Source organism: Roseateles sp. 22389, from assembly GCF_052044995.1.
In the GTDB taxonomy this organism is placed as follows: domain Bacteria; phylum Pseudomonadota; class Gammaproteobacteria; order Burkholderiales; family Burkholderiaceae_C; genus Roseateles.
Genome location: NZ_JBQEOF010000002.1, coordinates 244,709 through 259,489 on the forward strand (window position 1 = coordinate 244,709; position 14,781 = coordinate 259,489).

Annotated in this window: 13 protein-coding genes; all 13 read right to left on the bottom strand. The window is 69.7% G+C overall.

The window, feature by feature from the left end; genetic code table 11:
• Positions 1-6: 6 nt before the first annotated feature.
• Complete coding sequence (gene hflK, locus ACTJKJ_RS04145) at positions 7-1,200, bottom strand: FtsH protease activity modulator HflK (protein ID WP_440819762.1); 1,194 nt, start codon at positions 1,198-1,200, stop codon at positions 7-9.
• 143 nt (positions 1,201-1,343) lie between these two features.
• Entirely contained in the window at positions 1,344-2,684 is a 1,341-nt protein-coding gene (gene hflX / locus ACTJKJ_RS04150) for a GTPase HflX (RefSeq protein WP_440819670.1), read from the bottom strand.
• 6 nt (positions 2,685-2,690) lie between these two features.
• Positions 2,691-2,933 carry an RNA chaperone Hfq gene (gene hfq / locus ACTJKJ_RS04155; protein ID WP_091722923.1) on the bottom strand — a complete coding sequence of 81 codons (243 nt, stop codon included), beginning with the start codon at positions 2,931-2,933 and terminating at the stop codon, positions 2,691-2,693.
• A gap of 79 nt (positions 2,934-3,012) precedes the next feature.
• Positions 3,013-4,362, bottom strand: coding sequence for a ribosome biogenesis GTPase Der (gene der, locus ACTJKJ_RS04160; RefSeq protein WP_091722919.1), 1,350 nt, complete (start codon positions 4,360-4,362; stop codon positions 3,013-3,015).
• Position 4,363: 1 nt separating this feature from the next.
• Complete coding sequence (gene bamB / locus ACTJKJ_RS04165) at positions 4,364-5,509, bottom strand: outer membrane protein assembly factor BamB (RefSeq protein WP_147240553.1); 1,146 nt, start codon at positions 5,507-5,509, stop codon at positions 4,364-4,366.
• Positions 5,506-6,180, bottom strand: coding sequence for a YfgM family protein (locus ACTJKJ_RS04170; RefSeq protein ID WP_091722909.1), 675 nt, complete (start codon positions 6,178-6,180; stop codon positions 5,506-5,508). Before ACTJKJ_RS04170 ends, bamB begins: the two co-directional genes overlap by 4 nt.
• Positions 6,181-6,301: 121 nt before the next feature.
• On the bottom strand, positions 6,302-7,609 hold the full coding sequence (gene hisS, locus ACTJKJ_RS04175) for a histidine--tRNA ligase (protein ID WP_297385855.1): 1,308 nt from the start codon (positions 7,607-7,609) through the stop codon (positions 6,302-6,304).
• Positions 7,606-8,907 (bottom strand): flavodoxin-dependent (E)-4-hydroxy-3-methylbut-2-enyl-diphosphate synthase, encoded by a 1,302-nt coding sequence (gene ispG, locus ACTJKJ_RS04180; protein WP_297385957.1) that lies wholly within the window; start codon positions 8,905-8,907, stop codon positions 7,606-7,608. Before ispG ends, hisS begins: the two co-directional genes overlap by 4 nt.
• A 55-nt stretch (positions 8,908-8,962) precedes the next feature.
• Entirely contained in the window at positions 8,963-10,033 is a 1,071-nt protein-coding gene (locus tag ACTJKJ_RS04185; RefSeq protein WP_440819671.1) for a helix-turn-helix domain-containing protein, read from the bottom strand.
• Positions 10,034-10,043: 10 nt separating this feature from the next.
• Positions 10,044-10,865 carry a type IV pilus biogenesis/stability protein PilW gene (pilW, locus tag ACTJKJ_RS04190; protein ID WP_297385851.1) on the bottom strand — a complete coding sequence of 274 codons (822 nt, stop codon included), beginning with the start codon at positions 10,863-10,865 and terminating at the stop codon, positions 10,044-10,046.
• Entirely contained in the window at positions 10,862-12,052 is a 1,191-nt protein-coding gene (gene rlmN / locus ACTJKJ_RS04195) for a 23S rRNA (adenine(2503)-C(2))-methyltransferase RlmN (protein ID WP_440819763.1), read from the bottom strand. Before rlmN ends, pilW begins: the two co-directional genes overlap by 4 nt.
• Positions 12,053-12,109: 57 nt before the next feature.
• Positions 12,110-12,535 (bottom strand): nucleoside-diphosphate kinase, encoded by a 426-nt coding sequence (gene ndk, locus ACTJKJ_RS04200; protein WP_440819672.1) that lies wholly within the window; start codon positions 12,533-12,535, stop codon positions 12,110-12,112.
• 121 nt (positions 12,536-12,656) lie between these two features.
• A complete protein-coding gene (locus ACTJKJ_RS04205; RefSeq protein WP_440819673.1) occupies positions 12,657-14,756 on the bottom strand; it encodes a pseudouridine synthase in 2,100 nt (699 codons plus the stop codon).
• Between the last annotated feature and the right edge of the window lie 25 nt (positions 14,757-14,781).

Genomic DNA, 14,781 nt, shown 5'->3' on the forward strand with positions numbered 1-14,781 from the left:
TGTCGATCAACGGCCGTCGCGGTCGCGGCTGCGCATGCTGTCGCGCGAGCGCGGATCGCTGCCCAGCGACGAGGCGCCCGAGGTCGCCGGGTCGGTCGGCACCACCGGCGTGGGCGCCGTGGTCGTGACCGTGCCACCAGGCTGCGTCTGCTGCATCAGCTTGTCCAGCGGCAGGTACAGGAGGTTGGAGCCGCTCCTGGCGTCCACCATCACCTTGGTCACGCGGGAATAGACCTGCTGCATCGTGTCGATGTAGAGGCGGTCGCGGGTGACGGCCGGCGCCTTCTGGTACTCGGCCAGCACCGACTTGAAGCGCTGCGAGTCACCTTCGGCGAACGAGACGACGCGGGCGCGGTAGGCCTCGGCGTCCTCGCGCAGGCGGGCCGCCTGGCCCTGCGCGCGGGGGATCACGTCGTTGGCGTAGGCCTCGCCCTCGTTCTTCAAGCGCTCGCGGTCGGCGTTGGCGCGGAAGGCATCGTCGAAGGCGGCCTGCACCTGCTCGGGCGGCTGCACGCTGCTGACGTTGACGTTGACGATCTGGATGCCGGTCTTGAGCCGGTCCAGCTGCGCCTGGATGGACTTGGCCAGGTCGATCGCGATCGCGTCGCGCTGCTCGTACAGCACCGAGTCCATGTTGCTGCGGCCGACGATCTCGCGCACCGCCGATTCGGACGCCTGGTTGACGGCCTCGTCGGTGTTGAAGTTCTCGAAGAGGTAGTCGCGCGCATCCTTCAGCCGGTACTGCACGGTGAAGCGGATGTCGATGATGTTCTCGTCCTGCGTCAGCATCGACGAATCCCGCAGGCCCGATGCCTGGCCGACCGAATTGCGGCCGACCTCGACGGACTGCAGCTGCGTGAACGACACCACCTCGTGCGCCTGGAACGGATACGGCAGGCGGTACTGGATGCCGGCATCGACGGTGCGGCTGTACTTGCCGAACGAGGTGATGACGCCCTGCTGGCCTTCCTGGACGATGAACACGCCGCTGGCCAGCCAGCCCAGCACCACCACGCCGACCACCAGGCCGACGCCGATGCCGGCGCCCTTCATGTCGGGCTGCGAACCACCGCCGCCGCTGCCGGCCGGACCGTTGCCGTCATTGCCGCCGCGGCCGCCGAACAGGCGCGAGAGCTTGCGGTTGAAGTCGCGCCACAGCTCGTCCAGGTCGGGCGGGCCTTCGTTGCGGCCATTGCTCATCCAGAGCCCCACCCAGCGGCGCAGGCCACCAGCTCCACCCTGCGGGCCACGTCCGCCGCCAGCGGCGGACAGGCGATCGTCTTGATTCATACGCATCCTGATGAGGAAGTCTTGTTGCGAGTATCGGGCATTGCGCAGCGTTCTCAGCCTGTGCGTCCCTGCGGATCATCCTGCGGGACTGTCCGAGCTTGGGTCAGGTCTTGATCGTTCAAGTCGCCGTCGTCACCGTCATCTCCGTCAGCCGACGCCGGTTTTCCGGAGACCTCGGGCTCATCGTTCCCGTCGGCCCCATCGGCCTCCTCGAGCACCAGGCCGGCGTACTCGGGTATCGGCCCGGCCTGCATCAGCGAGGCGATCATCGTGCGCAGTTCGTCCAGACCCTCGCCCTGCGCCGCGCTGACGAAGACGCGGGGCAGGCGCTGGCCGCCGTGCTCGCCGCCGATGCGCGTCAGCCAGTCCTGCAGCTGGCGCGGGCGCTGCGTGGGCTCGAGCAGGTCCAGCTTGTTGTAGACGAGGATCTGCGGAATGTGCTGCGCGCCGATCTCGGCGAGCACCCGCTCGACCTCCTCCATCTGCTCGGTCAGCACCGGGCTGGCGGCGTCGACCACATGCAGCAGCAGGTCGGCATCCGCGGCCTCCTGCAGCGTGGCCTTGAACGCCTCGACCAGCTTGTGCGGCAGGTCGCGGATGAAGCCGACGGTGTCGGACAACGAGACGCTGGTGCCCGCCTCCTCGAGGTAGAGCGAACGCGTCGTCGTGTCCAGCGTGGCGAAAAGCTGGTTGGCCGCGTAGGTCCTGGCCTTGGTCAGGGCGTTGAACAGCGTGCTCTTGCCGGCATTGGTGTAGCCGACCAGCGAGACGCGGAACACCCCGTTGCGGGCGCGGGCGCGGCGCTGCGTGGAGCGCTGGCGCTCGACCTTCTTGAGGCGTTCCTTGATCGACTTGATGCGGTCGTCGATCATCCGGCGGTCCAGTTCGATCTGGCGCTCGCCGGGACCGCCGCGCATGCCGATGCCGCCGCTCTGGCGCTCCAGGTGGCTCCAGCGGCGCACCAGGCGCGTGGCGAGGTACTGGAGCCGCGCCAGCTCGACCTGCAGCTTGCCCTCGAAGCTCTGGGCGCGCGCGGCGAAGATCTCCAGGATCAGCGCGGTGCGGTCGGCCACGGGCACGCCGAGGTGGCGTTCCAGGTTGCGTTGTTGGGCGGGGGAGATGGCCTGGTCGAACAGCACGGTGTGCGCGCCCAGCGCGTCCACCATCAGCTTGATTTCGTCGGCCTTGCCGGACCCGACGAACAGCGCCGCGTCGGGCGCCTTGCGCTTGGCGACGATCCGGGCGACCGGTGTGTCACCGGCCGATTCGGCCAGCAGCGCGAGTTCGTCGAGGGTGGGGTCGAAGGCCACGTCGCGGCCCAGATCGACCCCCACCAGAATGGCGCGCGCCGCCTCAGGGGGCGGCGTCGAATGGGTGGGGTCTTGTTTGGTCAATCAGCGTCAGCTGGCGTCGTTGCTCTCGCCGGCGTGGAAGTTCACGGCGCGGCCGGGGACCACCGTGGAGATGGCGTGCTTGTAGACCATCTGCGTCACCGTATTGCGCAGCAGCACCACGTACTGGTCAAAGGACTCGATGTGGCCTTGCAGCTTGATGCCGTTCACGAGGTAGATGCTCACAGGAACATGCTCCTTGCGCAGCAGGTTCAGGAAGGGGTCTTGCAAGAGTTGTCCTTTGTTGCTCACGATATGCTCCGTGTTGTGAGAGTGGTGTTGGAAGCCCGGACCTTATCACAGCACCGGGTTTCCCCGGACGGCCGCGCGCTCAGGTTTCGGCGAACGGGTTCTTCGAGGACCGCAACTCGATCCGCAGCGGCGTGCCCACCAGCTTGTAGTGGTCGCGGATCCGCCCTTCCAGGTAGCGCTTGTAGACGTCGCTGACGCCGTCCAGCGCATTCCCATGAATGACGACGATCGGGGGATTCATCCCGCCCTGGTGCGCGTAGCGCAGCTTCGGACGCGAGATCCCCGCCCGCTGCGGCTGCTGGTGCTGCACCGCCTCCTGGATGAGACGGGTCAGCACCGGCGTCGTCATCTTGCGATAGGCCGACGAATAGGCATCCGCCAGCGCCTTCCACAGCGGGCCCAGGCCCTGCCGCTTGAGCGCGGAAATCTTCAGGATGGGGGCGAAGCGCAGGAATCCAAGACGGGTCAGGATCTGGCGTTCGATGGTTTCGCGCTGGTAGCTGTCGATCGCGTCCCATTTGTTGATCGCCACCACCACCGCGCGGCCGCTGTCCAGGACGTAGCCGGCGATGTGGGCATCCTGGTCGGTGACGCCCTGCGTCGCGTCGATCAGCAGCAGCACCACGTTGGCGTCGGCGATCGCCTGCAGCGTCTTGACGACCGAGAACTTCTCGATCGCCTCGAACACCTTGCCCTTGCGGCGCAGGCCGGCGGTGTCGATCAGCTTGAACTTCTGGCCGTTGCGCTCGAAGTCGACGCTGATGGCGTCGCGCGTCGTGCCCGGCATGTCGAACGCGACCAGGCGTTCCTCACCCAGCCAGGTGTTGATCAGCGTGCTCTTGCCGACGTTGGGCCGGCCCGCGACCGCCAGGCGGATGGCCTTGGACTCGTCCTCTTCCGCACCCTCGCCTTCGAAGGCCTCGTCTTCGGCGGGCGCCTCGAAGCTGTCCAGCACGGCCTCCAGCAGCGAGCGGATGCCCTGCCCGTGCGCGGCCGAGACCGGATGCGGCTCGCCCATGCCCAGTTCATGGAACTCGGCCAGCAGCGGGCTGTCGCTCATGCCCTCGGCCTTGTTGACCGCGACGAAGACGCGCTTGTTGCACTGGCGCAGGTAGCGGCCGATGTCCTGGTCCTGGCCGGCCAGGCCGGTGCGCACGTCCAGCACGAAGATGACGGCATCCGCCTCGGCCACGGCCTGGCGGGTCTGCTTGGCCATCTCCTTGACGATGCCGGTGGAGCTGTCGGGCTCGAAGCCGCCGGTGTCGATGACGATGAACTCGCGATCGCCCAGGCGCCCGTCGCCGTAATGGCGATCGCGCGTGAGACCGGCGAAGTCCGCGACGATGGCGTCGCGGCTCTTCGTCATCCGGTTGAACAGCGTGGACTTGCCCACGTTGGGGCGGCCCACCAGGGCGATCACAGGTTTCATATCAGTCTTGGCGCAGCGCGAACAGGCGTCCGCTGCGGGTGGCGACCAGCACCGTGCCGCCGAGCTGCACCGGCGCCGCGGCGATGCCGGAGCTGTCGGTCTGCAGGCGCTGCACGGTCTGGCCCTTGTCCTTGGACAGGAAGTGCACATAACCCTCGCTGTCGCCGACGATGACCGACTTGTCGGTCACCAGCGGCGCGCTGAGCTTGCGGTTCTGGAATTGGTCGGCGGTCCAGACGACGTCGCCGCTGCGGGTGCCCCAGGCGGTCAGCCGGTCCGAGGCGTCGCCACCGACGACGATCGTCGCGTCGGCCCCCACGCCGCGCAGGCCGGCGTTGTTGCGGGTCCAGATCGTGTTGCCGCGCTCGCCGTTGACGCAGGCGACGGCCGACTGGAACGCGCGGGCGCAGAACACCTCGTTGTCGCGGGCCATCGGGCCGACCAGGTCGGCCAGGCGCTCGACCTCGTTGGTGCCGCGCGGGTTGGCGATGGTCGCTTCCCACATCAGCAGGCCGCGGGTCGGGTCGACACCCGCCAGGCGGGAGCCCTGCCCCACCAGCAGCGTGTTCTGGTAGGCGCCGATCACGCCGGCCTGCTGCAGCGTCAGCGGCTCGCCCGGACGGCGCAGCTCCCACAGGCGACGGCCGTCGGCCGCGTCGAAGGCCAGCACCGCGCGGTCCAGCGTCAGCACGAACACGCGCTCGCCGGCAACGAACGGCGCGGTGATGACCGGGGTCGTCAGCGTCTTGCGCCACAGGATCCTGTCGCCCTCGGTGACGACCAGCTCGTTCTCGCGCGTCACGGCGGCGGCGAAACGGCCATCGCTGCCGACGCCGGCGCTCAGGCCCTTGCCGATGTCGGCGCGCCACAGCGTGGTGCCGTCGGTGGCGGAGATCGCGCTGATCACGCCGTCCGACCCGCCCACGACGAAGCGGTCGTTCACCGCGGTGATGGTCAGCGGGAACTTGACGCTGTCCACCCGCGCTTCCCAGGCGACACGGGCCTGCAGCGACGGGGTGATGTTCTCCAGCGGCGCCGGCTTGGGCGCGTTCGAGCTGCTGAACAGCGAGCAGGCGCCCAGCGTCATCGCGACGCCGCCCAGCAGCAGCGCCCGGCTCAGCGCGCCCAGGGTGACGCGGGCCGTCATTGCGCGGCTCCCGCGGCGGCGGCATCGCCACCCACCGCCACGCCCAGGCTGGCCAGCTTCACCTCCAGCAGGCGGCGGTAGTCCAGCTGCTTGTCCATGCCGTCATACGCCTTCTTGAACTCGGTCTTGGCGACATCGGGCTTGTTCTGCAGCAGCGCCAGGTCGCCGCGGCGGTCGGCGGCCAGCGGCGCGAAATCGGCGCTCTTGACGCCGTCCAGCGTCTTGGCGGCTTCGTCGTACTGCTTGGCGTCCATCTGCAGCGCCGCCAGTCTCAGGCGTGCCAGGTCGCGGTAGGCCTCGCCCTTGGCATTGGCCACCGCCCAGGTCAGCGTGGCGCGCGCGTCGTCGGCCTTCTCCTTGTCCAGCTGCAGTTTGGCGGTCATCAGCGCGGCCTGCGCCGTGTAGCCAGTGGAGGCGAAATCCTGCTTCAGCGTGCCGAAGACGGCGGCGCCCTTGCCCAGGTCGCCGGCCTGGACCGCGCGTTCCAGCTCGCTGAACATCGCGCCGGCCTTGGCCGCCTCGTTGCGCTGCCAGTAGTTCCAGCCGGTCCAGCCGGCGTAGGCCACCAGCACCAGCGTCAGCAGCCAGGTGATCGCATTGCCCCAGCGCTTCCAGAACGCCTTGAGCTGCTCCAGCTGTTCCTGTTCTTCGAGATCGAGATGAGCCGCCATGTGCGAGTGTGGGTCCGTCGGTTGAGGGTCGAAGCCGGCCCGGCGCGAGCGTCGGCCGGCTGGGGAAAGTTGCTGAATGCGGCCGGCGGCGCCCTCCTCGGGCACCCCGGCGAAGCCGCGATTATGCGGTGCGCAGATCGGCTGCCCACGCAGCCGCCGTGTTAAGCGGACGTGTCACCTGCTCGCCGTCGCCGCGCAGGGGCTTGACCGCGACCTCGCCCCGGGCGAGTTCATCGGCGCCGAACACCAGCGCGAAGCGGGCGCCCGAGGCGTCGGCCTTCTTGAACTGCGACTTGAACGAGCCGCCGCCCGCATGCATCTGCACCGCGACACCTTCGGCGCGCAGCGCTTCCAGCACCGGCATGGCCTGGGCGAGCGCCGAGGCGTCGGGCAGGATCGCGTACGCGTCCGGCGCCGAGGACGGCACCGCCAGGCCCAGTTCATCGATCAGCAGCAGCAGCCGCTCGATGCCCAGGCCGAAGCCGACCGCGGGCGTCGGCTTGCCGCCAAGCTGCTCGAACAGCCCGTCATAGCGGCCGCCGCCGCAGACCGTGCCCTGCGAGCCGAGCTGGTCGGTGACCCACTCGAACACGGTCAGGTTGTAGTAGTCCATGCCGCGCACCAGGCGCGTGTTGATGCGGTATTCCAGGCCGGCCGCGTCGAGGATCGCGCGCACCGCGTTGAAGTGCGCCAGGCTGGCCTCACCCAGGAAGTCCATCAGCTTGGGCGCGGCCTCGACCACGTCCTGCATCGCCGGATTCTTGGTGTCGAGGATGCGCAGCGGATTGCTGTGCAGGCGGCGCTTGCCGTCCTCGTCGAGCTTGTCGACATGGCCTTCCAGGTAGGCGATCAGCGCGGCGCGGTGCGCGGCGCGCTCCTCCGGCTGGCCCAGCGAGTTCAGCTCCAGGCGCACATGCTGGCCGACCACCAGGCCCAGCTCCTGCCACAGGCGGCGGACCATCAGGATGATCTCGGCGTCCACGTCCGGGCCGGCGAAGCCCAGCGCCTCGACGTCCAACTGGTTGAACTGGCGGTAGCGGCCCTTCTGCGGGCGCTCGTGGCGGAACATCGGGCCCAGCGTCCACAGGCGCAGCGGGCCGTTGTACAGCGCGTTGTGCTCGACCATCGCGCGCACGATGCCGGCGGTGGCCTCGGGGCGCAGCGTCAGCTGGTCGCCGTTCATGCTGTCGGTGAAGGAGTACATCTCCTTCTCGACGATGTCGGTCACCTCGCCCAGGCCGCGCACGAACAGCGCGGTCGGCTCGACGATCGGGGTCAGCATGTACTGGTAGCCGTAGCGCTGCAGCACGCCGCGCAGCGTGGTCTCGAACCAGCTCCACAGCTGGCTGCTCGGCAGTTTGTCCTTGCGGTCGACGCTGGCCGGGAGGATGTCGTTCATCCCCTTCACGGCCTGGATGTTCTTGCTCATGCGGTGGTGGTGCTCGCGCCGTAGCGCTTTTCGATGTAGGTCTCGACCAGGGCGTGGAACTCGCCGGCGATGTTGTCGCCGCGCAGGGTCAGCGCCTTCTCGCCGTCGATGAAGACGGGCGCCGCCGGCGCCTCGCCGTTGCCCGGCAGGCTGATGCCGATGTCGGCATGCTTGCTCTCGCCCGGGCCGTTGACGATGCAGCCCATCACGGCCACCTTCATGTTCTCGACGCCGGGGTACTTCTCGCGCCAGACCGGCATCTGGGCGCGCAGGAAATCGTCGATCTGCTTGGCCAGTTCCTGGAAGGTGGTGCTGGTGGTGCGGCCGCAGCCGGGGCAGGCGGTGACGCTCGGGTTGAACGCGCGCAGGCCCAGCGACTGCAGGATCTCCAGCGCGACGACCACTTCCTGCGTGCGCGACTCGCCGGGCTGCGGCGTCAGCGAGACGCGGATGGTGTCGCCGATGCCCTCCTGCAACAGCACCGACAACGCCGCGGCCGAAGCCACCGTGCCCTTGGTGCCCATGCCGGCTTCGGTCAGGCCCAGGTGAAGCGCGTAGTCGCAGCGCTTGCTCAGCGCGCGGTAGACCGAGATCAGGTCCTGCACGCCGCTGACCTTGCAGCTGATGATGATGTTGTCCGGATTCATGCCCAGCTCGTGGGCATAGGCCGCCGACGACAGCGCTGACTGGATCAGCGCCTGGTACATGACCTGCTTGCCGTCCCAGGGCTGCGCGCGCCTGGCGTTGTCGTCCATCATCTGGGCGAGCAGCTCCTGGTCCAGGCTGCCCCAGTTGACGCCGATGCGCACGACCTTGTCGTACTGGATCGCGGCCTCGATCATCTGCGCGAACTGGCGGTCCTTCTTGTCGCCCTTGCCGACATTGCCGGGATTGATCCGGTACTTGGACAGCGCCTGCGCCATGGCCGGATGCTCGGTCAGCAGGCGGTGGCCGTTGTAGTGGAAGTCGCCCACCAGCGGCACGTCGATGCCCATGCGGTCGAGCTGCTCGCGGATGTGCGGCACGGCGTCGGCGGCCTCGGGCGTGTTGACGGTGATGCGGACCAGTTCCGAGCCCGCCTGCGCCAGTTCCTTGACCTGGATGGCGGTCTCGATGACGTCGACCGTGTCGGTGTTGGTCATCGACTGGACGCGCACCGGCGCGTCGCCACCGATGGTGACGATGCGGCTGCCCCAGCGCACCTGGGCCTGGCGCGAGCGGCGCGCGGCGGGCGCGGCGGCGGCGATCAGGTCCGACAGGTCGGCGGCGGCGAAATCGGGAGTGTCTGGCTTGTCCATCATGCGGCGCTCTTGCGAAAGGGGTACGGCTGGCGGGGCGCCCGTCGGTCCGGGTTCAGTTCAGTTCAAGCCGGGCGACGTTGTCGCGCGCCCGGGCGGCGAGGTCCACCGGCTGGCCGCGGAACACCAGTTCCGTGCCGGACACGTTGCCCACGCGCAGTCTCAGCGGCGCGACGCCGTGGACGTCGACCAGATCGCCCCGACGCAGGAGCCGGGACAGCAGCACCTGGCCCTTGGCGTCGACGACCTCGACCCAGGATTCGGCGCTGGCGCGGACCTTCAGCGGGGAGGTGCCCGGCGCGGGCGCGCCGGCCTGGATCGGCTGGCCGGCAAGTGCGGCGGTTGAAGCGGCGACTGAAGCGGCGGTGGAAGCGACCGGCGGCGTCGTGGCGGCGGCCTGCGTCGTCACCGGCGCGGGGGACGGCGTGGCGGCCGGCGCCGTGATCGGCGTCGCGGCGCCGGAGGTCTGCGGCGGCAGCGTCGGCACGCTGGCGGTGGACTGCGGCGCGGCCTCGGAGGCGCTCACCACCGGGGCTTCGATGTTGGTCGGGGGGCTGTCGGTCGCGACCGGCGCGGTGCCGATGGCGCTGCCCGGGCCGGGGGTCGCGGTGGTGGTCGAGGCGTCGGGCGCCGACCGGAACCGCGCCGTCACCTGCTCGATCCAGCTCGAGGGAATCGCGTACACAGCCACCGCGGCGACCAGCAGCACGCCCACGCCGAGCACCGCCGGGCGCTTCAGCAACTCGGCCGAGAGCATCGGCTCCTGGCTCACCGAGCGCTCGCGGAACGGCTGGTTCAGGCCCGGCGTGACGCGGTCCAGCGAGGCCTCGGCGCCGCTGCTGGGCAGCATCGCGAGCACCGGCGCCGCCTCGATCTTCAGCACGCGGCACATCGAGCGCGCCAGCGCCCGCGCGAAGGTCGCGTCGGGCAGCTCGTGGTAGCGGTCGGCCTCGATGGCCTCCAGCTTGGATTGCGGCACCTTCAGCGTCGCGGCCAGGGCGGCGATGTGCAGGCCTCGCGCCTCGCGCGCGCGCCGCAGCGCGGCGCCGGCGGAACTGGGGCCGAAGGTGGATGGCGCAGCGCTTGCGGCTGCGGGCGTCGCCTCGTCGGCGGCCGTCGGAGTCATGCGATGTCCCTCATTCATCGAATCGACCGTTGTTCAATGCCTGCGTCTCGGCCGCCTGCGGATACTTGCGCCGCAGTTGCTGACCGAGGTCGTCCATGTTGGCCGCGTTGCCCAGGCGGCGCTCGATGCGCAGCTCCAGCCAGAGGCTGGCCGCGTTCGCCTGTTCCACATTGCTGTTGACGCGGCGGGCGTAGAAGCGCGCCCGTTCGTATTCGCCCTGGCGGTACAGCACCTCGCCCAGGTTCAGCGCGATGGTCGGATTGCCGGGCTCGGCCTCGAAGGCCTTGGACAGGTGGGCCTGCGCCGGCACCAGCCGGCCCTCGCGGGCCTCGCAGGCGCCCCAGGCCAGCAGCGTGCGCGCGGGCGTGCGATAGGCCGGCAGCGCCACGGCGGCCTCGAACTGCTGGTAGGCCTCGGCATAACGTTGGCGCTGGCACAGGAACCAGCCGTAGTTGTGCAGCGTGTCGCCGTTGTTGCGGTCGCGGGCCAGCAGCTGCTTGAAGCCGTCCTCGGCCATCGCGTACTCGCCCATCGCGGCGTAGATCAGGCTGCGCAGGCTGATCGCCTCGGGCAGGTCGGGCTTGGCGGCCATCGCCAGCTTGACCTCGTCCAGCGCGGTCTCGTACTGGCCGCGGGCGAAGTAGCCGCTGGCCAACTCCAGCCGCACCTGGGCCCGGCGGTCGTTGTCCGTCTTGTCGCTCTCGGTCCGCGGTTGCTGCTGCTGCGGCGAGGTCGTCGCACACCCGGCCAGGGCCGCGGCGATCAGCAACACGACGGACAAGGTCCGGGCGGAACGACGCGGAAAGACGGAGCCGGGCGACGGAACGGTCATGGACGTGGGCCTGTGGGAGTGACGGGAATGATGGGAGAGGACGTCGCCGCCGGCGCCGGGGCCGCCGTGCCGGCCGATGCCGCGTCCCGCTGTACCACCACGGGCGCGCGCACCATGCGCAGATGGACACGGGTCCGGTCCTGCACTTCGCCGGCCAACTGGCCGCAGGCGGCATCGATGTCGTCGCCGCGCGTCTTGCGGACGGTGGTCACGATGCCGGCCTGGATGAGCAGGTCGGCGAAGGCCTTGACGCGCTCGTTCGAGCTGCGCTTCAGGCCCGACGCGGGGAAGGGATTGAACGGGATCAGGTTCAGCTTGCAGGGCACCTTGCCCTTGAGCAGCGCGATCAGCTCGCGGGCCTGCTCCGGCGCGTCGTTCACCTCGTGGAGCATGCAGTACTCGAACGTGATGAAGTCGCGCGGCGCCTTGTCCAGGTAGGCATTGCAACTCGCCAGCAGTTCCGCGATCGGGTACTTCCGGTTGAGCGGCACCAGCTGGTCGCGCAGCGGGTCGTTGGGCGCGTGCAGCGAGACGGCCAGCGCCACCGGCGCGTCCTCGCGCAGGCGGTCGATCATCGGCACCACGCCCGAGGTCGACACCGTCACCCGGCGGCGCGACAGGCCATAGCCATGGTCGTCGAGCATCATCCGCAGCGCCGGGACCAGCGCGGCGTAGTTCTGCAGCGGCTCGCCCATGCCCATCATCACGACGTTGGAGATGATGCGTTCGTCCTTGCCCAGGCGCTGGCGCAGCGTGTGCTCGGCATGCCAGAGCTGGGCGATGATTTCCCAGGTCTCCAGGTTGCGGCTGAAGCCCTGGTGGCCGGTCGAGCAGAAGCGGCAGCCCACGGCGCAGCCGGCCTGGCTGGAGATGCACAGCGTGGCCCGATCGTCCTCGGGGATGTAGACCGCCTCGACGGCGTTGCCCTGGCCGACGTCGAACAACCACTTGATGGTGCCGTCGGCAGAGACGTGTTCGGAGATCACCGGCAGCGCGGTGATGTGGGCGCGCCCGGCCAGCTTGTCGCGCAGCGACTTGGCCAGGTCGGACATCTGGGCGAAGTCCGATGCGCCCTTCTGATGGATCCAGCGGAACAGCTGGGTCGCGCGAAAGCGCTTCTCCCCCAGCTGCTCGCAGTACGCGGCCAGGCCTTGCAGATCGAATCCGAGCAGGTTGACCGCGTCCATCATGCGTTCCTCTTTCTCAAGGGCCTCGTGGCCCGGAGGTCAGAGGCTTGGCCCGGTTCAGCGGGCGTTGATTTCCAGGCCGGAGAAGAAGAAGGCGACTTCCACGGCGGCGGTTTCGGGGGCGTCGGAGCCGTGCACCGCGTTGGCGTCGATGCTGTCGGCGAAGTCGGCGCGGATGGTGCCCTTCTCGGCCTTCTTCGGGTCGGTGGCGCCCATCAGGTCGCGATTCTTCAGGATGGCGCCTTCGCCTTCCAGGACCTGGATCTGGACCGGGCCGGAGATCATGAAGGTCACCAGGTCGTTGAAGAACGGACGGGCCTTGTGCACGGCGTAGAACGCTTCGGCTTCGGCGCGCGACAGCTGCTTCTGCTTCGAGGCGATGATCTTCAGGCCGGCGCCTTCAAAGCGGGAGTAGATCTGGCCGATGACGTTCTTGGCCACGGCATCGGGCTTGATGATGGAGAGGGTGCGTTCGATGGCCATGTCTTTTCCTTGAAAATCTTGGGCTTGGCAAAACCCGGCATTGTAATGCTTGAAGTCAAGCCCCCAGGTGACAACCCGTCATCGGACGGGGTCGCCGGGGGCGACGAGCAGGCTGGACCGCTCAGCGGCGACCGCGGCCGCCACCGCCACCGCCGCCCCCACCACCACCGCCGCCACCACCGCGGCGGCCACCGCGATTGCCGCCCCGGTTGATGAAGGCGTCGGCGCCGATGTAGCCCATCGAGGTCTTCATCGGATCCGGAATGCGCTCGCCGCCCGGCCCGCGCTGGTTGCCGCCGCGGCTATGGTCGCCCGCATCGCTGCCGCCCTTGCCGAAGCCTTGCGGGATGCGCTTGCTGCCGGTGGCGAAGCGACGGTCGAAAGTCTGCTCCAGCGGATTGATGTGCTTCGGGATGAAGTCGTCATCGTCCTCGTTGCGGGGCCGGCGATCGCGTTCGCGCTCCTGCTGCTGTTGCTGCGGGCGCTGCGGCTGGTGGGCGCGCTGTTCGCCGCGCTGCTCCTGGCGCGAAGGCTCCGGACGGCTCGGGCGCGGACCGCCGCTGTTGCCGCTGCGGCGCTTGTCGCGACGCTCGGCGCGGTCGTTGTTGCGCGGCGGGCGCGGCTCGTTGCCGGCCAGCTGGCGGATGACGCGGACATCGGCGTCGCCCAGTTCGATGTAGACGCCGCGGCGCAGGCCGCGCGGCAGCACGACGGTGCCGTAGCGGATGCGGATCAGGCGGCTGACGGCCAGGCCGACGCTCTCGAACAGCTTGCGGACCTCGCGGTTGCGGCCTTCGGTGATGACGACGCGATACCAGCGGTTCACGCCTTCGCCGCCGCCGTCCTCGATGCTCTTGAAGCTGGCCTGCTGACCGTCGACGTCGACGCCGGTCAGCAGCTTGTCCTTCTGCTCCTTGCTCAGCGAGCCCAGCACGCGCACCGCGTACTCGCGCTCGACGCCGAAGCGCGGGTGCATCAGCTGGTTGGCCAGTTCACCGGAGTTGGTGAACAGCAGCAGGCCTTCGGTGTTCAGGTCCAGGCGGCCGACCGACTGCCACTTGCCCTGCGGCAGGCGCGGCAGGTTGCGGAAGACGGTGGGACGGCCCTCGGGATCGTTGAAGGTCACGACCTCGCCGACCGGCTTGTGGTACGCCAGGATGCGCGGCGCCACGGGCGTGATGCGGACCTTGATCGGCTTGCCGGCCACCGCGACGCGGTCGCCGTAGGAGATGCGCTGGCCGACATGGGCGACCTCGCCATTCACCGTGATCTGGCCCTTGGCGATCATGTCCTCGATGTCGCGGCGGGAGCCGACGCCTGCCTGCGCCAGCACCTTCTGCAGCTTGGGCGCATCGGCATCGGGCGCGAGCACGCGCTTGCCGGGCTTGCCGGGCTGGCCGTCGGCGCCGGTCTCGCCCTCGTCGGCGGAGGCCTCGACTTCCGCCGCGCCCGTCGCCGCCACGTCGCCGTCGCCTTCGGCATCCGCGTCGAAGGCGCCGGACACCAGCGCGTCGAAGCGCGCCTGGGCCTCGGCCTGCAGCTGGGCGTCGTCGACCGGATCGGCGGCGCCTTCAGCGCCCTCGCCTTGCGGCGCGCGCGCGGGGCGCTGGCCGGACTCCTGGGCCTGCGCCTGCTGACCCTCGCGCGGCTCGCGATCACGATCGCGCCCGCGACGGCGGCGGTTGCGGCCACGCCCTTCGCGATCGCCACCCGCGTCGCCGTCGACGGCATCACCGCCCACCGGGCCGGCGCCGCGCGTCTCGGGCGACACCAGCTCACCGACCGCTTCCGCGACCGGCGACACCGGCGCCGGCGACACCTCGACGGTCGCAACCGGCAGGTGACGGATCGGCTCGGCCATCACAGCGGCGGACGCCTCGGCGCCGGCGGCGGGAACGGCCTCGGCCGCTTCAGCGGCCTTTTTCGTCGTGCGGCGCTTGGGCTTGGGCGCCTCGGCGTCAGCGGCGGGCGCTTCGGCGGTCTCTGCCGCAGCAACCGCGGGGGCCGTCTCAGCCGGCGCGTCGACGGCCGCGGCCGTCTTTCGGCGCGCACGCGGCTTCGGGGTCTCCTCGGCCACGGGCGCGGCGCCGGGCTCGGCAGCCTCCGTCGGGGCCGCGGCCGCCTTGCGGGTGCGCTTGGGCTTCGCGGGCGCCTCGGACGGCGTGTCCGCGGCAGCGGTCAGCGTGTCGGGCTTGGAATCGTCGATTTCGTTGGAATTCATGTGTCGGCTTGCACCTTGTCAGCGG

Coding starts and splice junctions, on each gene's coding strand:
- hflK (WP_440819762.1), bottom strand. CDS start 1,200: ATGAGCAATGGCCGCAACGAAGGCCCGCCCGACCTGGACGAGCTGTGG.
- ACTJKJ_RS04170 (WP_091722909.1), bottom strand. CDS start 6,180: ATGGCGGCTCATCTCGATCTCGAAGAACAGGAACAGCTGGAGCAGCTC.
- bamB (WP_147240553.1), bottom strand. CDS start 5,509: ATGACGGCCCGCGTCACCCTGGGCGCGCTGAGCCGGGCGCTGCTGCTG.
- pilW (WP_297385851.1), bottom strand. CDS start 10,865: ATGACCGTTCCGTCGCCCGGCTCCGTCTTTCCGCGTCGTTCCGCCCGG.
- ACTJKJ_RS04205 (WP_440819673.1), bottom strand. CDS start 14,756: ATGAATTCCAACGAAATCGACGATTCCAAGCCCGACACGCTGACCGCT.
- der (WP_091722919.1), bottom strand. CDS start 4,362: ATGAAACCTGTGATCGCCCTGGTGGGCCGCCCCAACGTGGGCAAGTCC.
- rlmN (WP_440819763.1), bottom strand. CDS start 12,052: ATGGACGCGGTCAACCTGCTCGGATTCGATCTGCAAGGCCTGGCCGCG.
- ndk (WP_440819672.1), bottom strand. CDS start 12,535: ATGGCCATCGAACGCACCCTCTCCATCATCAAGCCCGATGCCGTGGCC.
- hisS (WP_297385855.1), bottom strand. CDS start 7,609: ATGAGCAAGAACATCCAGGCCGTGAAGGGGATGAACGACATCCTCCCG.
- ACTJKJ_RS04185 (WP_440819671.1), bottom strand. CDS start 10,033: ATGACTCCGACGGCCGCCGACGAGGCGACGCCCGCAGCCGCAAGCGCT.
- ispG (WP_297385957.1), bottom strand. CDS start 8,907: ATGGACAAGCCAGACACTCCCGATTTCGCCGCCGCCGACCTGTCGGAC.